The 21,568-nt window shown below is 73.7% G+C and carries 22 protein-coding genes; 14 read left to right on the top strand and 8 right to left on the bottom strand.

The features are described 5' to 3' along the window. Nucleotides 1-76: 76 nt before the first annotated feature. Nucleotides 77-1,156, top strand: a complete 1,080-nt coding sequence (locus B100_RS0113615; protein ID WP_024884996.1) for an NADH:flavin oxidoreductase/NADH oxidase — start codon at nucleotides 77-79, stop codon at nucleotides 1,154-1,156. A gap of 135 nt (nucleotides 1,157-1,291) precedes the next feature. On the opposite strand, the gene B100_RS0113610 is transcribed toward B100_RS0113615, so the two are convergent. Beyond that, nucleotides 1,292-2,056, bottom strand: a complete 765-nt coding sequence (locus B100_RS0113610) for a PaaX family transcriptional regulator C-terminal domain-containing protein (RefSeq protein ID WP_024884995.1) — start codon at nucleotides 2,054-2,056, stop codon at nucleotides 1,292-1,294. 550 nt (nucleotides 2,057-2,606) lie between these two features. Here B100_RS0113610 and B100_RS0113605 point away from each other — a divergent pair. The 5 genes from B100_RS0113605 (at nucleotide 2,607) to B100_RS0113585 (ending at nucleotide 8,362) form a co-directional block, all read left to right on the top strand. Further along, a complete protein-coding gene (locus B100_RS0113605) occupies nucleotides 2,607-4,295 on the top strand; it encodes a DNA alkylation response protein (RefSeq protein WP_024884994.1) in 1,689 nt (562 codons plus the stop codon). A gap of 149 nt (nucleotides 4,296-4,444) precedes the next feature. After that, entirely contained in the window at nucleotides 4,445-5,599 is a 1,155-nt protein-coding gene (locus tag B100_RS0113600; RefSeq protein WP_024884993.1) for a glycosyl hydrolase, read from the top strand. A gap of 73 nt (nucleotides 5,600-5,672) precedes the next feature. Beyond that, the gene (locus B100_RS0113595; RefSeq protein ID WP_024884992.1) at nucleotides 5,673-6,350 is read left to right on the top strand and encodes a uracil-DNA glycosylase; all 678 of its coding nucleotides are present in this window, start codon (nucleotides 5,673-5,675) and stop codon (nucleotides 6,348-6,350) included. Then, a complete protein-coding gene (locus tag B100_RS0113590; RefSeq protein ID WP_024884991.1) occupies nucleotides 6,347-7,354 on the top strand; it encodes a BadF/BadG/BcrA/BcrD ATPase family protein in 1,008 nt (335 codons plus the stop codon). The genes B100_RS0113595 and B100_RS0113590 overlap by 4 nt, the downstream gene beginning before the upstream one ends. Before the next feature lie 84 nt (nucleotides 7,355-7,438). Then, nucleotides 7,439-8,362, top strand: coding sequence for a hypothetical protein (locus tag B100_RS0113585; RefSeq protein WP_024884990.1), 924 nt, complete (start codon nucleotides 7,439-7,441; stop codon nucleotides 8,360-8,362). 568 nt (nucleotides 8,363-8,930) lie between these two features. Here B100_RS0113585 and B100_RS0113580 read toward each other — a convergent pair. Next, entirely contained in the window at nucleotides 8,931-10,418 is a 1,488-nt protein-coding gene (locus tag B100_RS0113580; RefSeq protein ID WP_024884989.1) for an FUSC family protein, read from the bottom strand. A 201-nt stretch (nucleotides 10,419-10,619) separates the two neighbouring features. Here B100_RS0113580 and B100_RS0113575 point away from each other — a divergent pair, with 201 nt between their 5' ends. From B100_RS0113575 to B100_RS0113565, 3 genes are all read left to right on the top strand, one after another. Beyond that, on the top strand, nucleotides 10,620-11,096 hold the full coding sequence (locus B100_RS0113575) for an Lrp/AsnC family transcriptional regulator (RefSeq protein WP_024884988.1): 477 nt from the start codon (nucleotides 10,620-10,622) through the stop codon (nucleotides 11,094-11,096). Between the two features lie 19 nt (nucleotides 11,097-11,115). Beyond that, nucleotides 11,116-11,811: an HAD-IA family hydrolase gene (locus B100_RS0113570; protein ID WP_024884987.1), complete on the top strand. Its 696-nt coding sequence runs from the start codon at nucleotides 11,116-11,118 to the stop codon at nucleotides 11,809-11,811. 126 nt (nucleotides 11,812-11,937) lie between these two features. Further along, nucleotides 11,938-12,687, top strand: coding sequence for a DUF4142 domain-containing protein (locus tag B100_RS0113565; RefSeq protein WP_024884986.1), 750 nt, complete (start codon nucleotides 11,938-11,940; stop codon nucleotides 12,685-12,687). Between the two features lie 18 nt (nucleotides 12,688-12,705). Here the strand turns inward: B100_RS0113565 and B100_RS0113560 are convergent, their stop codons facing one another. Further along, on the bottom strand, nucleotides 12,706-13,476 hold the full coding sequence (locus B100_RS0113560; RefSeq protein ID WP_024884985.1) for a LysR family substrate-binding domain-containing protein: 771 nt from the start codon (nucleotides 13,474-13,476) through the stop codon (nucleotides 12,706-12,708). A gap of 37 nt (nucleotides 13,477-13,513) precedes the next feature. Between B100_RS0113560 and B100_RS0113555 the strand changes: the two genes are divergently transcribed. Together B100_RS0113555 and B100_RS0113550 are read left to right on the top strand one after the other, a co-directional pair. Further along, a complete protein-coding gene (locus tag B100_RS0113555; RefSeq protein WP_024884984.1) occupies nucleotides 13,514-13,927 on the top strand; it encodes a DUF5997 family protein in 414 nt (137 codons plus the stop codon). Between the two features lie 201 nt (nucleotides 13,928-14,128). Continuing rightward, nucleotides 14,129-14,617, top strand: coding sequence for a hypothetical protein (locus B100_RS0113550; protein WP_024884983.1), 489 nt, complete (start codon nucleotides 14,129-14,131; stop codon nucleotides 14,615-14,617). On the opposite strand, the gene B100_RS0113545 is transcribed toward B100_RS0113550, so the two are convergent. Further along, nucleotides 14,583-14,909 (bottom strand): hypothetical protein, encoded by a 327-nt coding sequence (locus B100_RS0113545; RefSeq protein ID WP_037722748.1) that lies wholly within the window; start codon nucleotides 14,907-14,909, stop codon nucleotides 14,583-14,585. The two genes, B100_RS0113550 and B100_RS0113545, sit on opposite strands and share 35 nt — an antisense overlap. A gap of 178 nt (nucleotides 14,910-15,087) precedes the next feature. Between B100_RS0113545 and B100_RS0113540 the strand changes: the two genes are divergently transcribed. Beyond that, entirely contained in the window at nucleotides 15,088-16,170 is a 1,083-nt protein-coding gene (locus B100_RS0113540; protein ID WP_024884981.1) for a DNA polymerase III subunit beta family protein, read from the top strand. 76 nt (nucleotides 16,171-16,246) lie between these two features. Here the strand turns inward: B100_RS0113540 and B100_RS0113535 are convergent, their stop codons facing one another. Together B100_RS0113535 and B100_RS0113530 are read right to left on the bottom strand one after the other, a co-directional pair. Then, the gene (locus B100_RS0113535) at nucleotides 16,247-17,494 is read right to left on the bottom strand and encodes a cation:proton antiporter (protein ID WP_024884980.1); all 1,248 of its coding nucleotides are present in this window, start codon (nucleotides 17,492-17,494) and stop codon (nucleotides 16,247-16,249) included. Between the two features lie 4 nt (nucleotides 17,495-17,498). Next, the gene (locus B100_RS0113530) at nucleotides 17,499-17,969 is read right to left on the bottom strand and encodes a cation:proton antiporter regulatory subunit (protein WP_037722747.1); all 471 of its coding nucleotides are present in this window, start codon (nucleotides 17,967-17,969) and stop codon (nucleotides 17,499-17,501) included. 304 nt (nucleotides 17,970-18,273) lie between these two features. On the opposite strand from B100_RS0113530, the gene B100_RS0113525 reads away from it, so the two are divergent. Continuing rightward, the gene (locus tag B100_RS0113525; protein WP_024884978.1) at nucleotides 18,274-19,110 is read left to right on the top strand and encodes a universal stress protein; all 837 of its coding nucleotides are present in this window, start codon (nucleotides 18,274-18,276) and stop codon (nucleotides 19,108-19,110) included. 7 nt (nucleotides 19,111-19,117) lie between these two features. Here the strand turns inward: B100_RS0113525 and B100_RS0113520 are convergent, their stop codons facing one another. Beyond that, the gene (locus B100_RS0113520) at nucleotides 19,118-19,540 is read right to left on the bottom strand and encodes a secondary thiamine-phosphate synthase enzyme YjbQ (RefSeq protein ID WP_024884977.1); all 423 of its coding nucleotides are present in this window, start codon (nucleotides 19,538-19,540) and stop codon (nucleotides 19,118-19,120) included. A 92-nt stretch (nucleotides 19,541-19,632) separates the two neighbouring features. Here B100_RS0113520 and B100_RS0113515 point away from each other — a divergent pair, with 92 nt between their 5' ends. Further along, a complete protein-coding gene (locus tag B100_RS0113515) occupies nucleotides 19,633-20,700 on the top strand; it encodes a flavin-containing monooxygenase (protein ID WP_037722781.1) in 1,068 nt (355 codons plus the stop codon). Nucleotides 20,701-20,707: 7 nt separating this feature from the next. Here B100_RS0113515 and mltG read toward each other — a convergent pair whose 3' ends face one another. Beyond that, nucleotides 20,708-21,565 (bottom strand): endolytic transglycosylase MltG, encoded by an 858-nt coding sequence (mltG, locus tag B100_RS0113510; RefSeq protein ID WP_024884975.1) that lies wholly within the window; start codon nucleotides 21,563-21,565, stop codon nucleotides 20,708-20,710. Nucleotides 21,566-21,568: the final 3 nt, after the last annotated feature.

The raw sequence follows: 21,568 nt of genomic DNA, 5'->3' as shown, positions 1-21,568 counted from the left end.
TAGTTTGACATCCGCCGTACTACGACGGCTATCGTACGAGTCGCACACCCGCCGTCTCCGCCGAATGGAGCTCATCGTGAGCACGCTCTTCGAGCCGTACACCCTGCGCGCCCTGACGATCCCCAACCGCGTGTGGATGGCCCCGATGTGCCAGTACTCCGCTGCGCCGGACGGCCCGGAGGCCGGCGCCCCGAACGACTGGCACTTCGCGCACTACGCCGCCCGCGCCACCGGCGGTGCGGGTCTGATCGTCGCCGAGGCCACGGCGGTGTCGCCCGAGGGCCGCATCTCGCCGTACGACCTGGGCATCTGGAACGACACCCAGGTCGAGGCGTTCCGCCGGATCACCCGCTTCCTCGCCGCGCAGGGCACCGTGCCGGCCATCCAGCTCGCGCACGCCGGACGCAAGGCCGCGACCGACCGGCCATGGAAGGGCGGGGCTCCGCTCGGACCGGACGACCGCGCCTGGCAGCCGGTCGCACCCACCGCGGTCGCCTTCGACGAGCGCCACCAGGTGCCGGACGAGCTGAGCACGGAGCAGATCCGGGAGATCGTCGGCCAGTTCCGCGCCGCCGCCCGCAGGGCGCTCGCGGCCGGTTTCGAGATCGCAGAGATCCACGGCGCCCACGGCTACCTGATCAACGAGTTCCTCTCCCCGCATTCCAACCACCGCACCGACGCCTACGGAGGTTCGTACGAGAACCGGACGCGGTTCGCGTTCGAGGTGGTGGACGCCGTGCGCGAGGAGTGGCCGGACGACAAGCCGCTGTTCTTCCGCGTCTCCGCCACGGACTGGCTGGACGCGGACGGCTGGACCCCGGACGACACCGTCCGCCTCGCCGCCGACCTGCACGCCCGCGGCATCGACCTGCTCGACGTCTCCACCGGCGGCAACGCCCCCGGCGTCCGCATCCCGACCGGCCCCGGCTACCAGGTGCCGTTCGCCGCGCGGGTGCGCCAGGAGACCCCGATGCCCGTCGCCGCCGTGGGTCTGATCACGGACGCCGAGCAGGCGGAGAAGACTCTCGCCAACGGCGAGGCCGACGCGGTACTGCTCGGCCGTGAGCTGCTGCGCAACCCCTCCTGGGCCCGGCAGGCCGCCCGCGAGCTGGACGCGCGGGTCCGCGTGCCGGACCAGTACCACCGCTCCGTCTGACCTGCCCACCGCCCACACCCTCGCACCGGCGGCCCGGACACCTCTCACAGGTTCCCGGGGCGCCGGCGTCCGTCGGGGGCGTCCCTGGTGGCGTCCCCTACGGCTGCCGGCCGCCATACGTCCGGCCGCGTGCGGTCAGACCCCGCCCACCAGCGAACGCACCTCGCCCTCCAGCTCCCGCCGGTAGTCCGCGTACGCCGCCCGCAGCTCGTCGCCGGGCCAGTCCGGGGGCAGCAGGAGCGCGGGCAGCACGGGGTCGGCGAGGAGATGGCGCACCACGGCCGCGAACAGGGTCAGCCGCTCGGCCGGACGCCCGGCGCGCCCGACGTGCCCGAGCAGCGCACGCGCCGCGTCCGACCAGGCGTCCAAGGGCCAGAGGAGCGCGGCGAGTTCGGCGGCGGGCCGTGCGGGGCGGGTGGTGCCGCGTTCGGCCACCTCGTCCAGTCCGGCGGGGAGCGGGCGGTCCAGGTTGGCGGGGCGCAGCCATACCCCCTCGCGCAGCTCGGCGAGGCGCAGACCGGTCAGCCTGGTGCGCAGCTCCGCCCGTTCGGCGGGGCCTCGCCCGGTCGCGGTGACGACCACCAGCTCCCAGTCCCCTCCCCACGCGCGCGTACGCGGCCGTACGGACTCGTCCTGGCGGCGCTGGCGCTCCAGCAGCCGGCTGCTCAGGCGGTAGCCGATCTCGGTGCGCCGCAGGTCACCGGCGGCCACCATCCGGCTGAGCGCCGCCCGCAGCGTCGAACCGCCGACATCGAAGCCCTCCACCAGCCGTCCGAGCTCGCGCGCCGGAAGCTCGGGCGGGTGCGTGCCCAGCAGCAGACTGAGGATCACCGACCGCGCGGAGAGCGGGCGCAGCGGCGCTTCTTCCGGTGCCGGCTCCACCGGGTCGTCGGTCCCCATGGAGCCGTACTTTAGGCCCCCCATCGCGCCAGGTTTCCGCCAGGTGAGGCCACACGCCCTCGGCCGGGACGGCGCGGTGGAGGCGCTGACCGAGCGCGGGCGGCGCCTGCGGCAGCGGACCGCCGAGGACGAGGGGAAGCTCGCGGACGCCCTCGCGGCGCGTGTCCCCCTCATGTACGTCGTCGAAGCCGAGTACGCGTTGAGCCTCGCACGCGCCGAGACCGCGTGGGTCGACTCGGTGATCGAGGAGCTGCGGAGCGGGGCGCTGTCATGGCCCACGAGGGCCGGGCCGCCCGACTATCCGGACCGTGTGGCGGCGGCCCTGGACCGCCTTCAGGGGTGGCCGGAGCGGCCGTTCCTGGTCCACGCGTACACCGGGTTCGGCGACGCCACCCGCCTCGGCGGGCCGCACGCGACGGCAGCGTCGGACGACGTGGCACGGTACGCCGTACAGGGCGCTGATCGACCGGCACGGCTGAGGGGGACGTGCGCTGACGTGTTGATGTGTTGCACTATTGATGCGCTCGCGGGAATAGTGCAACACTCAGCCATGACCCTCACACGCGCGGACGAGCCGCAGCAGGCCCCCTTCGGACTCGACGTCACCGGCGGAGCCACGCACGACGTCACCAACCAGCCTCCTCCCCCGGCCCCCTACGATGCGTCCGACGACGCCGCCCTGCTGGAGGGACTGCGCCGGGAGGGGGCCGGCTGGGCGGAGGAGGACCTGCGCCGCCTCGGACGACTCGCGGGCACCGAGGAGGCCCAGGAGTGGGCCGACCAGGCCAACCGTCACGAGCCCGAGCTGCGCACGCACGACCGGTACGGGCACCGCGTCGACGAGGTCGACTTCCACCCGAGCTGGCACCACCTGATGCGGACGGCCGTCATCGAAGGACTGGCCGGCTCCCCCTGGGCGGACGACCGCCCCGGCGCGCACGTGGCCCGCACGGCGGGCGGACTGGTGTGGGGTCACACCGACGCGGGACACGGCTGCCCCACGTCCATGACGTACGCGGCGGTCCCCGCCCTGCGCCGGCAGCCCGAGCTGGCGAAGATCTACGAGCCGCTGCTGACGAGCCGTGAGTACGACCCGGGGCTGCGCGTGCCGGCCGAGAAGCGCGGACTGCTGGCCGGCATGGGCATGACCGAGAAGCAGGGCGGCTCCGACGTCCGGACCAACACCACCGCCGCCACGCCGACCACCGAGCCCGGCGTCTACACCCTGCGCGGCCACAAGTGGTTCACCTCGGCACCGATGTGCGACGTCTTCCTGGTGCTGGCCCAGGCCCCGGGAGGGCTGTCCTGCTTCCTGGTGCCCCGGGTGCTGCCCGACGGCACCCGCAACACCTTCCGCATCCAGCGTCTCAAGGAGAAGCTGGGCAACCGCTCCAACGCCTCCTCCGAGCCCGAGTTCGACGGCACCGTCGCCTGGCTGGTCGGGCCCGAGGGCCAGGGCGTGAAGACCATCGTCGAGATGGTCAACTGCACCCGGCTGGACTGCGTGATGATGTCGGCCGCCCTGATGCGCAAGACGCTCGTCGAGGCGGGCCACCACGCGCGGCACCGCTCCGCCTTCGGTGCGCGTCTGCTGGACCAGCCGCTGATGCGCAACGTGCTGGCCGATCTCGCGCTGGAGTCCGAGGCCGCCACCACCCTCACCCTGCGGCTGGCCGGCGCGGCGGACCGCGCGGTGCGCGGGGACAAGAAGGAGGCCGCGTTCCGGCGCATAGCGACGGCCGTCGGCAAATACTGGGTCACCAAGCGGGGCCCGGCCTTCACCGCCGAGGCGCTGGAGTGCCTCGGCGGCAACGGGTACGTCGAGGAGTCGGGCATGCCCCGGCACTACCGCGAGGCCCCGCTGCTGTCGATCTGGGAGGGCTCGGGCAACGTCAACGCCCTCGACGTGCTGCGGGCGGTCGGCCGTGACCCGGCGACCGCCCAGGCGCTGTTCGACGAACTGGCTCTCACCCATGGCGCGGACGCCCGGCTGGACGCGGCCGTGGCCGGTCTGAAGGACCAGCTGGGCGAGCAGTCGCAAGTGACGGCCCGGCGGCTGGTGGAGCGGATGGCGCTGACGCTGCAGGCGTCCCTGCTGGTGCGGCACGCACCGGCCGCGGTGGCGGACGCCTTCTGCGCCACCCGGCTCGGCGGCGACTGGGGGCACGCCTTCGGGACGCTGCCGGCGGGGGCCGGTCTGGACGCGATCGTGGGGCGGGCGCTGCCGGGGCTGGTGTGAGCCGGGGGGCGGGGCGGGGCCGAGCCCCGGTCGGGACGGGCTGAGCCGGGTCGGGTCCGGTCGCCGTGCGGGCGGGTCGTCGCGCCTTCGGCGTTCGGCCGCCTCACCGCTGTGACCTGCGGTGAGGGCGCGTCCGGGGGTCACTGTCAGTGGTGGGGTGCACACTGACCGGTGTCCTGATCGAGGACGTCGAAGGCGACGTCACGGAGGTGATCGGCATGACCGAGGTACTGCTGGCCGTGGGCACCCGCAAGGGCCTGTTCATCGGGCGCCGGCGAGGCGGCTCCTGGGAGTTCGACGAGTCCCCCTACTTCAACGCGCAGGCCGTGTACTCGGTCGCGATCGACACGCGGGGGCCGAACCCCCGACTGCTCGCGGGCGGGGACAGCGCGCACTGGGGACCGTCGGTGTTCCACTCGGACGACCTGGGCCGCAGCTGGACCGAACCGGCCCGCCCCGCCGTCAAGTTCCCACCGGACACGGGCGCTTCGCTGGAGCGGGTCTGGCAGCTGCACCCGGCCGCCGCCGAGCCGGACGTGGTGTACGCGGGGACGGAACCGGCCGCGCTGTACCGCTCGGAGGACCGCGGGGAGTCCTTCGAGCTGGTCCGGCCGCTGTGGGAGCACCCCACCCGCTCCAAGTGGGTGCCGGGCGGCGGCGGTGAGGGCCTGCACACGGTGCTGACCGACGCGCGTGACCCGCGGGCGGTGACGGTCGCCGTCTCCACGGCGGGCGTGTTCCGCACCCAGGACGGCGGCGCGAGCTGGACCCCGTCCAACTCGGGGGTGTCCGCGGTGTTCCTGCCGGACCCGGACGCGGAGTTCGGGCAGTGCGTGCACAAGGTCGCCCGGGACGCGGCGGACCCGGACCGGCTGTATCTGCAGAACCACTGGGGGGTCTACCGCAGCGACGACGCGGGCGGGAAGTGGACGGACATCGGCGAGGGACTGCCGTCGACCTTCGGGTTCGCCATGGTGGCCCACCCGCGTCGCGGCGGCACCGCCTACGTGTTCCCCATCAACGCCGACGCCGACCGGGTGCCGGCCGGCCGACGATGCCGCGTCTACCGTACGGCGGACGCCGGGGGCAGTTGGGAGCCGCTGTCGGCGGGGCTGCCGCAGGAGGACCACTACGGCACGGTGCTGCGCGACGCGATGTGCAGCGACGACGCCGACCCGGCGGGCGTCTACTTCGGCAACCGCAACGGCGAGGTGTTCGCGTCCGCCGACGACGGGGACAGCTGGCGCCAGTTGGCCTCCCACCTGCCGGACGTGCTGTGCGTGCGGGCCGCGGTCGTCGGGTGAGGTACGTGCGGATACCGCCAGGTCCGGGCCACGGGTTGATCTCCGCCGACGTCACGGCAGTAGGGTGACGCCCGTGGCACCACGACCCTTGAACGAGATTGTCGAAGCGGGCTGGGCGCAGGCCCTCGAACCGGTGGCGGGACGGATCGCCGCGATGGGGGACTTCCTCCGCGCGGAGATCGCCGCGGGACGTACCTACCTCCCTGCGGGGGCGAACGTTCTGCGGGCCTTCCAGCAGCCCTTCGACGAGGTACGCGTCCTGATCGTCGGGCAGGACCCGTACCCCACCCCGGGGCACGCGGTGGGCCTCAGTTTCTCCGTCGCACCCGACGTACGCCCCCTGCCCGGCAGCCTGATCAACATCTTCCGCGAACTGAACGACGACCTGGGCCTGCCCCAGCCGTCGAGCGGCGACCTCACCCCGTGGACCGAGCAGGGCGTGCTGCTGCTCAACAGGGCGCTGACGACGGCCCCGCGCAAGCCCGGCGCCCACCGTGGCAAGGGCTGGGAGGAGGTCACCGAGCAGGCGATACGCGCGCTGGCGGCACGGGGCAAGCCCCTGGTCTCCATCCTGTGGGGGCGTGACGCCCGCAACTGCCGCCCGATGCTGGGTGACCTGCCCGCCGTGGAGTCGGCGCACCCGTCGCCGATGTCCGCGGACCGCGGGTTCTTCGGCTCACGCCCGTTCAGCCGGGCCAACGACCTGTTGGTCCGTCAGGGCGGGCAGCCGGTGGACTGGCGCCTGCCGTGACCGCGGCGGGGTACCTCGCCGTGGACTCCGGCGGCTCGGGCCTGCGGGCCGTCGTCGGAGTGCGCGGGCGCGGTCCGCTGGCCCGGGCGTCCTCGGACGTGCCGGTGCGCACCGGTGACCGGGGTCTCGACCCCGGTCACTTCATGGGGCAACTGGTGCCGATGGCGCGGGCGTTGTGCGCCGAGGCGGGGCTGGAGCGGCTGGACACGGCCGCGATCGGCGCGGCGGGGATGGCCAGCCTGGGTGACGCGCTGCGCGCGGAGTTGCCGGGCGGGCTGGCCCGCGAACTGGGCGTCGGCCGCGTGGCGTTGGCCGCCGACGCGGTGACGGCGTACGTGGGTGCGCTCGGGCCCCGGCCCGGTGCGGTGATCGCGGCGGGTACGGGCCTGATCGCGGTCGGCACCGATCTGGCCGGCTGGCGGCGGGCGGACGGCTGGGGTCATCTGCTCGGCGACTGCGGCGGCGGTGCGTGGATCGGGCGGGCGGGTCTGGAGGCCGCGCTGCGCGCGCACGACGGACGGGACGGGGGCTCCGCGCGGCTGCTGGCGGCCGCCGAGGAGCTGTTCGGGCCGGTGACCGGGCTGCCCGGCCAGGTGTATCCGCGGGACGACAGGGCGGCCGTGCTCGCCTCGTTCGCCCCGCGCGTGGGCGCGTGCGCGGTGGACGGGGACCCGGTGGCCGCGGACGTCCTGCGGGAGGCGGCCCGTCACATGGCCGATTCCGCCGCGGCCGTGTGCCCCGCCGAGGGTGAGCGTGTGGTCGGGTGCACCGGCGGTCTGTTCGGGCTGGGTGATGCGCTTCTGGGGCCGCTGGACGAGCGGTTGGCGGAGCGGCTGCCCGGGGTGCGCCGGGTCGACGCGGAGGGGGATCCGCTGCACGGCGCGGTGCGGATCGCCGAGGACCTCGCCGCAGGTCACCTGACTCTTCCGCGTGACGAGAAGATGCTGTGTGTGACCGGCGCGGGAGTCGAGGAGATCACCCGCACAGCCGACACCCGTACGTAACTCATCCGACAAAACCGGACGGATACCGCTCACCTGCACCCTCCCCGAACAGGGGAGCCCGGGAAGCCACTAACATGCCGCAACATGAGCACCCCCACTGGGCCCGCGTCCGGCCTGCCCGTACGAATGCCGCGCCCCCGCCAGCCCGGACGGCACCGCCGTCCCGAACCTCTGGTGGCTCCCGAGGACGCGCCCGCGCTCGTCCTCGCCGTGCCGGGTACGCCCAGTAGTGCCACCCGCTCGCTCGCCGACGAGGTCGTGAGCATCGCACGTTCCGAGCTGCCCGGTCTCGACGCCCGGATCGGCCACCTCGACGGCGGCGACGAGGAGTACCCCTCGCTGACGTCCGTCCTCGCGCGCGCGGCCGAGGAGCGCACCGCCCGTTACGAGCAGGCGCGCGCCGCCGGCTCGGACGTCAAGGAGCCCGACGGCCCGGTCGCCGTCGTCGTCCCGCTGCTCGCCGGCCCGGACAGCGCGCTGCTGCGCCGGATCCGTCAGGCCGTGATGGACAGCCGGGTCGCCGCCGAGCTGACCGATGTGCTGGGGCCGCACCCGCTGCTCGCCGAGGCGCTGCACGTGCGGCTGTCCGAGGCGGGTCTGGCGCGTGCCGACCGCGCCCGGCTGTTCACCGTGGCGACCGCCGCGGACGGCATCATCCTCGCGTCCGTGGGCGGCGACGAGGCGGTGCAGGCGGCCGGTATCACCGGCATGCTGCTCGCCGCGCGCCTCGCCGTGCCGGTGATGGCCGCGGCCCTCGACCAGGAGGGCTCCATCGCCTCCGTGGCCGAGCAGCTGCGCAACGCCGGTTCGCAGCAGCTGGCGCTGGCGCCGTACCTGATCGGCCCGGAGATCGACGCCTCGCTGGTCGAGGAGGCCGCGAGGGAGGCGGGCTGCCCCGCGTCCGAGGCGCTGGGCCCGTACCCGGCGATCGGCAAGCTGGCTCTCGCCAAGTACACGACCGCTCTGGGCATCGCCCCGCAGCAGGCCCAGAGCACGCCGGCCCGCTGACGCCACAGTTATTCCGCAGGACGCCGAGAGGGCCCGCTCCGATCAACCGGAGCGGGCCCTTCGACGTACACGGCGCACGCGGCCGGCCGGCCGCGCTCAGCCGCGGCACGGCACGCCCGACGGCCGGACCCCGTCATGCGGTCGCCCCGCCGGCCCTGGGCGGTACGGGCCTCGTCGGCACGGGGCCGGCTCATGGCCGGGCAGGCCTGTCCCGGAGAGCCGGTGCCGCAGGCGCACGTGTCCGGACTGCGCGCGCCACCGGGCAGAAGGCGGCGTCGGCGGGTCGCGGACGCGTCGGACCGTCTGGCGCCGCACGGCCGCGCCGGCACCCCACTGAAGCGGTCGCCCGGCTGTCACCGTGACGAGCGCGTGGGCCGACGGCAGTGCACAGGGGCGAGGCTCGACCGAGCGCTCGGTTGCGCCCGCCGTCCGCGACGCAAGCCCGAGTCCGGCGCGCCCCAGGTCTGCGAGCCGAGCCGGGTGCGGCGCCCGAGGTGGGCCGCATCGGGCTGCACGCCGGCGGCCACCGGCGTGCGGCCCATGGAAGCGGGCCGGTGGGGCGGGCGGGTCAGGTGCCTACGAGAGGGGAGCCCGGTGGGGTGCGGAGGGGGGTGGAGAGTTCGGCGAGGGCGCGTTCCAGGCTGTGGAGGTGCGCCAGGGCCGGTTCCGTCGCGGGCGGTGCCGTGCGGATTTCGATGTCCCGGCCGCCCGTGAGGGCCTCGACGGCCGCCTCCACGCGCCAGCAGGCCGCGGCCAGGCGGGCGTCGTGCGAGGCCTCCGGGTCGGCGGCCACCGCGACGAGGCCGCGGATCTCCCGGGCGCAGTCGTCGAGCAGCGCGAGCACCCGGCGCGCCCGCCGCTTGCGGCCGAGCATGGGGTTGAGCGGGTGCACGAGCGGCGCCACCGACAGGCGTACCCGGGCGAGGAGCTGCTCCAGCTCCGTGACCGTGGGCGCCGGGTCGCCGTCCGGTGCCCCGGCCAGGCGTGCGGCCGTCTGCGCGGTGCAGGCGCGGACGCAGCGCAGGGCCCGCTGGATCCAGGCGTCGGTGACGCTGTGGGTGGACACCGGCAGCACGAACACCACCGCCAGGGCGGCGCCCAGCGCACCCACGCCGGTCTCCACCATCCGCAGGCCCAGCAGAGCCGGCGTGAGCACGCCGAGGAGGCCGTAGAGCATGGCGGCGAGCACCGTCACCCAGAGCATCATCCAGGTGTACGAGACGGCCGCCGTGTAGAAGATGCCGAAGACGGAGACGGCGACGACCAGGGCCGTGACCGGTCCGTCGCCGTGCGCGGGAACGGCGACGAGCAGCGCGAGCCCGGCGCCGACGACCGTGCCCAGCACCCGGCGGAAGCCGCGCACCAGGGTTTCGCCGCGCGAGGTGGTGTTGACGAAGACCCACCATGTGGCGCCGACCGCCCAGTACCAGCGCTCCCCGGAGACCAGCTGGCCGACGAGCAGGGCGAAGCCGGAGCCGGCGGTCGCCTGGACCGCCTGACGGGTGGTGACGCGGGCCAGGCCCGTGCCGCCGGGCGGTGCCGGCACGACCGCCGGGGGGAGCCGGCGCTCGTAGCACCACAGCCCGAACCGCACCGCCGCCGCGGTCCCCACGGACAGCAGCACGGAGACGCACAGCTCCGGCAGCTGGGCGGTGTCGGGGTGCAGGAACTGGGCCGCGAAGTAGGTCATGAAGGCGAAGACGCCGAGGCTGTGCCCGCGGGGGCCCCAGCGCCTGGCGTACACGCCCAGCCCGACCACGGCGAGGAAGGCGAGGTCGCGGGCGACCGGCTGGTCCTGGAGCAGCGCGGCGGCGGCGAGCACCGGCAGGCCGGCGGCGGGCAGCAGCACCGTGGTGACGGCCTGCCCGCGGACGGTCGCGTCGGTGACGGTGAACAAGGCGAGGAGCGCGGCGAGCCCGCCGGTGATCGTGCCGGTGAGCGAGTGCCCGGCGAGGCCGCAGACGACGACGGCCAGCCCGATGCCGACCACGGCCCGCGCCGCGAATCGCAGCCGGATCCGGCCCGGATCCGGAGCCATGAACACCTTCTTCAGCACCTACCGCCCCCTGGGAGTTCGCACGACATGTGTCGTGGCACGAAAAAGGCGCCGCGGGTCCGCAGCGCCATCGACACACCCATATCAGCATCCTTGCCGCCACTGGCTCAACCGACTCCCGAAGCGCTGGGCCGTTGGTACAGTCGTTTCGGCATCTCGACGGCATCCCCGTGCCAATGGCCGATATGGAGCGACGACCGCGTGGCCGTGGACGAACTGGACACCCGCATCCTGCGGCTGCTGCTGGAGCAGCCGCGCACCAGCGTGCGCGAGTACGCCCGGATTTTGGGCGTCGCGCGCGGCACGCTCCAGGCGCGGCTGGACCGCATGGAGCGCGAGGGCGTGATCACCGGCACCGGCCCGGCCCTCTCCCCCGCCGCGCTGGGCCACCCCGTGCTGGCGTTCGTGCACATCGAGGTCACCCAGGGGCACCTCGACGAGGTGGGGGACGCGCTGGCCGCCGTGCCGGAGATCGTGGAGGCGTTCTCGATCACGGGCGGCGGCGACCTGCTGACGCGGGTGGTGGCCCGCGACAACGCCCACCTGGAGGACGTGATCCAGAAGCTGATCGGACTGCCCGGTGTGGTCCGCACCCGCAGCGAGGTGGCACTGCGGGAACGTGTCCCGCACCGGCTGCTGCCGCTGGTGGAGTCGATCGGCCGGACGGCACGGAAGTAGCCCCTGCCATGCTGGACCCATGAGCGCACCCGGCACCCTCGCGGTCGTCTTCGATCTCGACGGAACACTCGTGGACAGCGAGCCGAACTACTTCGAAGCGGGCCGCCGGACGCTCGCCGAGTACGGCGTCCCGGACTTCTCCTGGGCGGAGCACGAGCGCTACGTCGGCATCAGCACCCGCGAGACGATCACGGACTGGCGCGGCCGGTACGGACTGTCCGCGACGGTGGACGAGCTGGTCGCGGTGAAGAACCGCCACTACCTCGAACTGGCCCGCACGAAGACGGATGTGTTCCCGCAGATGCGTACCTTCGTGGAGCGGCTGGCGGGCGAGGGCGTCCGGCTGGCCGTGGCGTCGGGTTCGTCGGCCGAGGCGATCGACGCGATCCTCTCCGGCACCGGCCTGGACGCGTATCTGCGCACCGTCGTGTCGGCCGACGAGGTCCCCCACGGCAAACCGGCCCCGGACGTCTTCCTGGAGGCGGCGCGCAGGCTCGGCGCGCAGCCCGCGGACTGCGTGGTGGTCGAGGACGCGGCCCCGGGTGCGGCGGCGGCGCACGCGGCCGGGATGCGCTGCATCGCCGTCCCCTACGTCGCCGCGCAGGCCGACGCCCCCGAGTTCGCCACGGCCGGTCTGCTCCTGCGCGGCGGTCAGGCCGAGTTCACGGCGCGGGCCGCGCTCGACTGGCTGGCCGCCTCGGACCGACGCCCCTGACGCGTCCAGGCGGCGCCCCGGCCGCCTCGCTCCGATGCGGCCGAAAATTCTTTCCGGAACGGTGATTGTTACGCGCTCTCCGTCCGTACTTCCTGGTGTTGGGCCGTTCTTATCCCAGGAGGCACGATGCGCATCTCGCGCAGCACGGCAGGAACCGCGTTCGTGGGCGGAGCCATGATCCTCACCCTCACCGCGCTGGCCTATCCCACCATGCTGGGCGTACAGACCACTTCCTCCAAGCCGGACCGGGTGGTCGCCAACACCAACTACGGCCCGCTGACCGAGGCGGACCGCGACTTCGTGGTGAAGGTGCGTGCGGCCGGGCTGTGGGAGCACCCCCTGGGGCTGCTGGCGATGGAGCGGGGTACGACGCCCGAGATGAAGGAGGCGGGCGAGCACCTGGTCGTCGGCCACGGCCGGCTGGACGCCAGTTGCCGCAGGATCTCCCTGGAGCTCGGTATCACGCTGCCGAACCAGGCGTCACCGCAGCAGCAGGGCTTCGTGGAGACCGTCAAGGCCACGAACGGCAAGGAGTTCGACTCCACGGCGGTCAACATCATGCGGGTGACCCACGGGCAGATCTTCCCCGCCATCGCCAACATCCGGGCCAACACCCGCAACACGCTGATCCGGCAGCTCGCGGACCAGGCCAACGACACCGTGCTCGACCACATCACGGTGCTGGAGAAGACGGGGCTGGTCAATCACGAGCAGGTCAACTTCCAGCAGACCAGCCCGCCGAAGCTGCCCCGCGAGCAGGTGACGCCGCCGGCGCCGCAGGCGGGCGCGCCGGTGCTGTCCCTGCCGATTCCCAAGGAGCTGGAGGACCTCAACACGGCCTCCCCGGCGCCGTCACCGTCCCCGACGGTGCGGTAGGGCGGTCGCGGGCCGCGGTCAGGACCTGCGGCGGGGCTTGCCCCGTCGCGGGTTCTTCGCCGTGCCGCCGGTTCCCGCCCGGCGGCCCCGTCCGCCGGCTCCGGCGGGCGGCTGCCGGCGACGGCCTTCGCCGCCCCGGTCGGCGCCCTCGCGCTTCTTCTCCGGCGCCGGCTGCGGCCGGCGTCCGCGGGTGCTGTTGACGGTCCGGCCGCGCACGATGCCGATGAAGTCCTCCACCAGGTCGGTGGTCTCCCCCTCGGGCCAGGAGAGCGCCACGCTCGACGCGGGAGCCTCCTCCAGCGGGCGGTGGGCGAGGTCCTTGCGGTGGTGCAGCCGGGCCAGAGACAGCGGCACGACGAGCACGCCGATCCCGGCCGCGACCAGCTCGATCGCGTCGGCCGTGGTGGCGGGGCGCTCCAGGGCGGGCCGCCCCGGCAGGGTCTCCCAGCCGAGCACGTCGTCCAGCGGGTGCAGCACGATGTCGTCCGCGAGGTCCTCCAGGGTCACCGAGTCGGCCGCGGTGACCAGGTGGTCCTTGGGGACCACCACCACCGTCTGCTCGGTGTAGAGGGGGATGGCGCTGAGTACGGTCCGGTCGACGGGGAGCCGGACGAGGCCCGCGTCGGCGCCGCCGTCCAGCAGCAACCCCTGCGCCGTGCCGACGGGCACCTGGGTGAGGGTCAGCGGGACGTCGGGCTGCCGCTCGTTCCAGACGCGCACCCATTTGTCGGGCATCACACCGGGTACGTACACGAGCCGGAACGAGGGGGGCACTTCCGAGCCTGTCACCTGGCCAGGTTACCGGCCGTGGTCGGCGGCCGTGCACATGCTCGATACCCTGGACGCCATGACGCAGCACCAGAGCACCCAGACGATGAAGCCCGCGACGGCGGCGAAGAAGCTGGGTGTGTACCTCGAGGCCACCCCCGCCGAGTTCCAGGAGGGTGTCGTCTCACGCGCGGAACTCAACGCGCTCCAGACCGATCCGCCACAGTGGCTGCGCGACCTCCGGCGTGACGGTCCGCACCCGCGCCCCGTGGTCGCGGCCAAGCTGGGCGTCTCCATCTCCGGTCTGGCGCGCGGCGGCGTGACCGAGCCGCTGACCACCGAGCAGATCGAGGCGCTGAAGTCGGAGGGCCCCGAGTGGCTGGAGCGTGAGCGCGCCACCCAGGCCGAGGTCCGCAAGGAGACGGCCCGGCTCAAGAAGCGCGACGCGGAGCGCGCGGAGCAGGACGACTGACGTCCCGCCGAGACCCTCGGACACCCCCGGCTGCCGGTCCCCGGTTCCGGGGGTGTTCCCGTCTCGCCCTGGATGGCCGCCCGCGTGCCCGCCGGAAACGTCGATCCGCCCCACCCCTTCCGATGGATAGAAATATCTACGAACATATGGCGCTACCGCACGCGCCCGGAGCGGCGCGGCCGACCGTGCCCGGGGTGGGACATGCACAGCGTCAGGTGGAAACAGGCCGTCGAGTGGCTGGCCGCGGCCGCCACGGACCCGCAGGAATGCAAGCGCCAGTGGGACCGCGGCCAGGGGACGGCGCTGCTCGCGGCGGGCCGCTACTGGGACGTGCTGAGCGTGCCCGACCGTCTCGGGCTGCTGGCCCTGGACCTGCTGTGGCAGGATCCGCTCGAGCTGCCCGGCCCCACGCTGGTGGACGTCACGGCACGCCGCGTGGGGTTCTTCCTGCCGCCCGACCCCGGGAGCGAGTGGGTGGGGTTCGGCGTGCGGCACGTGAGCCGGGGCTCGTGGGTGGCCGTACCGCCTCCCTACCGGCCCGCCGGGCGCCTCGAGTGGCTGGTCCCGCCGGACGGCAACGGCACCCTGCACGCGGCGGAGCCGCTGGAGCGGGCGCTGCGCCGGGCGACCGGTACGCTCGCGGTGCTCGCCCCGGTCAGCGCGGATCCGGCGGTGGCGGACCGCTGGTGAGGTCGGGCCGCGGCCCCTCTTCCCCGGGGACCTCCGGGGACAGCAGCGGGACGGGGATACGGAACGGCACGGCGGGCACAGGAGCGCGGTCGCCCGGGGTCGCGGCGGCGAACGAGGCCCACAGCCCGTCCCGGTGCCCCGGGACCGTGTGGCCTTTCGCCCGCCACTCCGCGACGAGTTCCGCGTAGATCGGTGTGTTCGCCACGTGACCGCCGGTCAGTCGCGCGTACGGCCGGGTACGGCTCACGGCGTCGTGCCCGAGAAGGCGCCGCGCCGTCTCAGTGCTGTCCATGCAGGAGCAACGCGCTGCCGTGCGCCGGTGGTACGCCGTGGGCTCCACCTCCGCCCGTGCGGGTGACACCGTCACCCGTGCGGCCGTACGTGCCGTGGCGGGCCCGCGCAGGGGTCCGCCGGGCGGGGTTTGACCCTCGACCTTGTCGAGGCAGCAGGGTCCGGGTGTGGAGAGCGAGATGCGCAGTATTGGTGAGATGGCCCGCGACAGCGGGCTGGGCGTCAGCGCCCTGCGGTTCTACGACCGTGCCGGTGTCCTGGTGCCCGACCGGGTCGACCCGGTCACGGGCTACCGCTGGTACGCGCCGGAGCAGCTCGACGAGGCACGGGTGCTGACCCGGTTGCGCCGGGCCGGCATGCCGCTGGCGGACATCCGGCTGGTCCTGGCCGGCTGGACGGCCGCCGACACCGATCTCGTACGACAGCTGCTGGAGGCGCATCTGCGCCGGCTGGAGGACGGGCTGTCGTCCGCCCGCGCCGAGTTCTCCGCGCTCCGAGCCCTACTCGACGACAGGGAGAACCCCATGACCTCACCCCACGCCGGCACCACCGTCCGGCTGTCCGTCTCCGGCCGGGGGCTGGCCGCCGCGCTGGACACGGTCCGCTTCGCGGCGGGCACCGACCCGGAGCTGCCGGTGCTCGCCGGCGTCCATCTCGACATGGCGGGTGACGCCCTGAGCGTGGTGGCGACGGACCGGTACCGGATGGCCGTGGCCCGCACCGTCACCGAGGGACATCGAGGAGAGCGGGTGCGGGTGACCGTGCCGCTTCCCCTCGTCGACGCGATGCGGGCGCTGCTGGACGGCACGGACGAGGCCCACCTCGTACTGGACGGCGACCGCGTGGGTCTGGAGGCGGGCGACCGGCAGACCGGCGGCCGGTGTCTGGACCAGGACTTCCCCGACTACCGGCGCCTGGTGCGGTTGCCCGCCGGACGGCGTGCCGAGGTGGACGTGCCGGCCCTCACCGAGGCGGTGCGCACGGGTCCCGTCCGGCTGCACGAGCTTGAGGGGAACGCGGTGAGCCGTGAACTGACGGTGCTGGAGGTGGCGGACGACGGCCGGGTCACCCCGGTCCCGGAGGGGGCGGACGCCAAGGACCCCGTCGCCGTGAACCGGGCGTTCCTGCTGGACGCGCTGGCCGCGGGAGCCCGCGACCGGCTGGTCCTGGAGTTCGGCGCCCCCACGGCGCCGCTCGCGATCCGCCGGCCCGACGACGAGCACGCCTTCTCCCTGCTGATGCCGGTGCGTCTGGCCGACTGAGCCCCCGCGACGCGCGTCGGCCCGGGCAGTCCCCTCGCGGGGCTGTCCGGGCCGGCGGTGCGGGTGCCGTGCGGGATCAGCGGTCGCGGCCGCTGTCCTCCATCGGCTCCAGCGTCTCCGCAGCGGGAGTCGAGCGCTGGGCCAGCATGGCGTCGGGCGGGGTCGTGCCACGCCGGACCAGGCGCAGCGCGATCGGCTCGGTGTAGCGGGCGGTGAGCGGACCGAGCACGACCAGGACCAGGACGTACGCCGTGGCCAGCGGGCCGAGCTGGGGCTCGATGCCGGCGGTGACCGCGAGGCCGGCGATGACGATGGAGAACTCGCCGCGCGCCACCAGGGTGCCGCCCGCGCGCCAGCGGCCCTTCTGCGAGATGCCGGCCCGGCGGGCCGCCCAGTAGCCGGTGGCGATCTTCGTGAGCGCGGTGACCACGGCCAGGCCGAGCGCCGGGAGGATGACCGGCGGGATGGACTGCGGGTCGGTGTGCAGGCCGAAGAAGACGAAGAACACCGCGGCGAACAGGTCGCGCAGCGGCGCCAGCAGGTTGTGCGCGCCCTCGGCGACCTCACCGGACAGGGCGATGCCGACGAGGAACGCGCCCACGGCGGCCGACACCTGGAGCTGCTGGGCGAGACCGGCGACCAGCAGGGTCAGGCCGAGCACGACGAGCAGCAGTTTCTCGGGGTCGTCGCTGGAGACGAAGCGGGAGATCACGCGGCCGTAGCGGACGGCGACGAAGAGCACGAGCCCGGCGACGCCCAGCGCGATGGCGAGGGTGACGCTGCCCGCGGCGAGGCTGACGCCGGCCAGCAGCGCGGTGATGATCGGCAGGTAGACGGCCATCGCCAGGTCCTCGAGCACCAGGATGCTGAGGATGACCGGGGTCTCTCTGTTGCCGAGCCGGCCGAGGTCGCCGAGGACCTTGGCGATGACGCCGGACGAGGAGATCCAGGTGACGCCCGCCAACACCACGGCGGCTACCGGCCCCCAGCCCATGAGCAGGGCGAGGGCGGCGCCGGGCAGGGCGTTGAGCGTCATGTCGACGAGACCGGCGGGGTACTGCGTCTTGAGGTTGGAGACGAGGTCGGTGGCCGTGTACTCGAGGCCGAGCATGAGCAGCAGCAGGATGACGCCGATCTCGGCGCCGATCGCCACGAACTCCTCGCTGGCGCCGAGCGGCAGCAGACCGCCCTCGCCGAACGCGAGGCCGGCCAGCAGGTAGAGGGGGATGGGCGAGAACTGGAGGCGTCCGGCGAGGCGGCCGAGCAGCCCGAGGCCCAGGATGATCGCGCCGAACTCGATGAGAAAGATCGCGGAAGAGTGCACGCGCTCACTCCCGCCCGAGGATCTCGGCGGCGGCGTCGACGCCCTCGCGCGTGCCGATCACGATCAGGGTGTCCCCGCCGGCCAGCCGGAAGTCCGGCGGCGGGGAGGGGATGGCCTCCGCCCTGCGCAGCACGGCCACGATCGACACTCCCGTGTCGGTACGCATCCGGGTCTCGCCCAGCAGCCGCCCGTTCCAGTAGGAGACGGAGGACAGCTCGATACGCTCGGCGACCAGCCCCAGGTCCGTGGTGTGCAGCAGGTTCGGGCTGTGGTGGGCCGGCATCAGCGCGTCGATCAGCGCGGCCGACTCGGCGGTGCTCAGCCGCATCGAGCGGGCGCAGGCGTCCGGGTCGTCGGAGCGGTACACGTTGACCGTCCGGGCACCGTCGCGGTGCGCGATGACGGACAGGTGCTCGTGCTCACGCGTGGTGAGGTCGTATTTCACACCGATGCCCGGCAGCGGTGTCGCGCTCATCCGTGGAGCAGGCACAGCCCGTCCCCTTCCCGTTCTTCTCATGTCGTCCGACGCGTGGGGCTCAACCGACCGTCGCACGGCACCGGGTTGCGACCCTCACTGACGTAATGGTGCCATCCCGCCAATCGGCCGGAACATGGGTGTTGCCACGGATGGACAGCCCCGGGAGCCATGGCAAGAATCCCGAAGGATCTCGTGTTTCCCCAGGTCAGCGGAGCGCTCCGGACAATCAACCGGAAAACGGACGCGTACCGGGCGTCCGGCGGGGGTACTCGGTGGCACCTTCCGGGGACGGGAGTGTGTGGTGGACGACACGGTGATCGTCGGGGTGGACGGCTCGCCCTCCAGCCTCGACGCCGTCGACGTGGCGGCTGAGGAGGCACGGCTGCGCGGTGCGCGCCTGCGGATCGTGCACGCGTTCGCGCGCTCCCCAGACCTGGATCCGATGATCCACGGGGTACTGGCCGAGGCCGAGCAGCGGGTCCACGAGCACCATCCGGGAATGGAGGTCGTGCGCACGGTGGTGTCCGGTGAGGCGCTGACCGTGCTGCGGGCCGAGGCACGGCACGCGGTGCTGACCGTGCTGGGCAGGCGTGGCCGGAGCGCGTTCCGCGATCTGCTGCTGGGGTCGACGGCCCTGCAGATGGCGACGCACGCGCACGGTCCGGTGATGGTGGTGCGCGGGCGGCCCGAACCCCGGGGTCCGGTCCTGCTGGCCGTGGACGGCTCACCCGCCGGGAACGCCGCCGCGTCCTTCGCCTTCACGGAGGCGGAGCTGCGCGGGGCGCCGCTGACGGCGATGCACGTCTGGAACACCTGGACCGAGCCCACGCCGTACGAGAGCCCGGCCGATCCGCTGAGCGTGGTGGTGGACCTCCCCCAGCTCGAACGCCGGCACCGGCAGCTGCTGGAGGATGCGGTGAAGCCCTGGATGGACGCGCATCCTGGGGTCCTCGTCCAGCCGCGCCTCGAACGGGCCCTGGTGCGGCCCGCCCTGCTGGCGGCGACGCGCGAGGCGCAGCTGGTGGTGGTCGGGGCGCGCGGTCACGGCGGGGTCGCCGGGATGCTGCTCGGCTCGGTCAGCCAGGCTCTGCTGCACCATGCGGACTGCCCGGTCACCGTGGTGCGGTCCTTGGGCTGAGGCCTGGTCAGCCGAGGAAGCTGAGCCGGACCCTGCGGTCGGGGTTGTCGCTGTTGGTGTCGACCAGGCACACCGACTGCCAGGTGCCCAGTTCCAGGCGGCCGTTGATCACGGGGAGCGTCGCGTGTGGCGGGACGAAGGCGGGCAGGACGTGGTCGCGGCCGTGTCCGGGGCTGCCGTGCCGGTGCTGCCAGCGGTCGTCGGCGGGCAGCAGGGTGTGCAGGGCCGCCAGGAGGTCGTCGTCGCTGCCCGCGCCGGTCTCGATGATCGCGATGCCGGCGGTGGCGTGCGGGACGAAGACGTTGAGCAGGCCGTCCCGGCCGGCCGCGGCCTCCCGCAGGAAGGCCTCGCAGTCGCGGGTGATGTCGACGACCCGCTCGACGGAGCCGGTGGTGAGGGTCAGGACTCGGGTGGTGAAGGCATCGGACATGTGCTCCATCCTGGCGCACCGCCCATGCTTCCCGGCGGAGCACGCCCGGGAAGATCCACGACACCGGCCGTGTTGGTAGAAACGTGAACAACATGCGCGAGGTCGAGGTGGTCGTCACGGGCGCCGGTCAGGCCGGGCTGTCGAGCGCCTATCACCTGCGGCGGTCCGGCTTCGAGCCGGACCGCGACTTCGTGGTGCTGGACCACTCCCCCGGCCCCGGCGGGGCCTGGCAGTTCCGCTGGCCCTCTCTGACGTACGGCAAGGTGCACGGGATGCACGCGCTGCCCGGCATGGAACTCACCGACGCCGATCCGCTGCGGCCGTCCTCCGAGGTGATCAGCGCGTACTTCGACCGCTACGAGCGCACGTTCGACCTGCGGGTGCGCCGGCCCGTGGACGTGCTCACGGTGCGCGAGGGGTCCGGCGGCCGGCTGCTGGTGGAGACCTCGCACGGCTCCTGGACGACCCGGGCGCTGATCAACGCGACCGGCACCTGGGACCGCCCGTTCTGGCCCCGCTACCCGGGGCAGGAGACGTTCCGCGGACGGCAGTTGCACACCGCGCGGTACCCGGGGCCCGAGGCGTTCGCCGGACTGCGGGTGGTGGTGGTGGGCGGCGGCGCCTCCGGCACCCAGCACCTGCTGGAGATCGCCCCGTACGCGGCGGCCACCACCTGGGTGACCCGGCGGCCGCCGGTCTGGCGCGAGGAGCCCTTCGACGAGAACGCCGGCCGCGAGGCCGTGGCGCTCGTCGAGGAACGGGTACGGCGAGGGCTGCCGCCGCGCAGCGTCGTCTCCGTGACGGGGCTGCCGCTGAACGACGCCATTCGGCGGGGCCTGGCGGACGGCGTGCTCGACCGGCAGCCGATGTTCGACCGCATCGAGCCCGACGGCGTGGTGTGGGCGGATGGGCGCAGGGTGGCGGCGGACGTGATCCTGTGGGCGACCGGGTTCCGGCCCGCCGTCGACCATCTCGCCCCGCTGCGGCTGCGGGAGCCGGGCGGCGGGATCCGCGTGGAGGGCACCCGGGCGGTCGCCGACCCGCGGATCCATCTCGTCGGGTACGGACCCTCGGCCAGCACCATCGGCGCCAACCGCGCGGGACGCGCGGCGGTGCGGGAGATCAGGCGGCTGCTGGCCGAGGAGCCGGCCGCGGCGTGAGCGGCGGCTACGCCGGGGAGGGCTGCGCGGACTTCTCGGCGGACTTCTTCCGCTCGGCGTCGGCCTCGGCCACGTCGCGCTGGTGCTGGGCGAAGTCCGCGGTGAAGCGGGTGTCCCCCGGCCGAACCGTGACGAAGTACAGCCAGTCGCCCGGGGCGGGGGTGATGGCCGCGCGCACGGCATCCTCGCCCGGGTTGGCGATCGGGGTCGGCGGCAGCCCCATGCGCCGGTAGGAGTTGTAAGGGCTGTCGACCTCGGCGTCGGCGCGGGTGGTGCTCCCGGCGGCGCGGTTCAGGGCGTAGCCGACGGTGGAGTCCATCTGCAGCGGCATCCCGCGCTCCAGCCTGTTGAAGATCACCCGGGCCACCTTGCCCATGTCGGCCTTGGTGGCGGCCTCCGCCTGGACGATGCTGGCGACGGTGATTGCCTGGTAGACGTTCATCGCGTTGCGCTGCGCGCCGGCCGCGACGGGGGCGCCGTTGAACTCCTTGTTGGCGGTCTCGACCATGCGGGCCAGCAGCTTCTGCGGCGTGGTGTTGTCCGCGAGCGGATACGTGGCCGGGAAGAGGTACCCCTCGGGATTGCCGTCGGCCTCGTTCGGCAGCTTCAGGTCCGCCTTGGCGAGGGACTTCTTGGTGGTGCCGGCGGGCAGTTCGAGGGTCTTGTCGATGGCGGCGTAGACCTGACTCGCCCGCCATCCCGCGGGGACCACCAGGGTGGTCGGACGGGGCTCCTCGTCACCGTTCATGATCAGCAGCGGCACCGCCACGGCGGTGCCGGCCACGACGGCCCCGAGTGTCGCCAGGGCGAAACGGCCGCGTCGCGTCAGTCGGATCGATTTCCGTGACGGAGTGTTCGTCTGCATGCG

The sequence above is a fragment of the Streptomyces sp. CNH189 genome, assembly GCF_000527195.1.
This window is presented reverse-complemented; position numbering and strand designations above follow the sequence as displayed.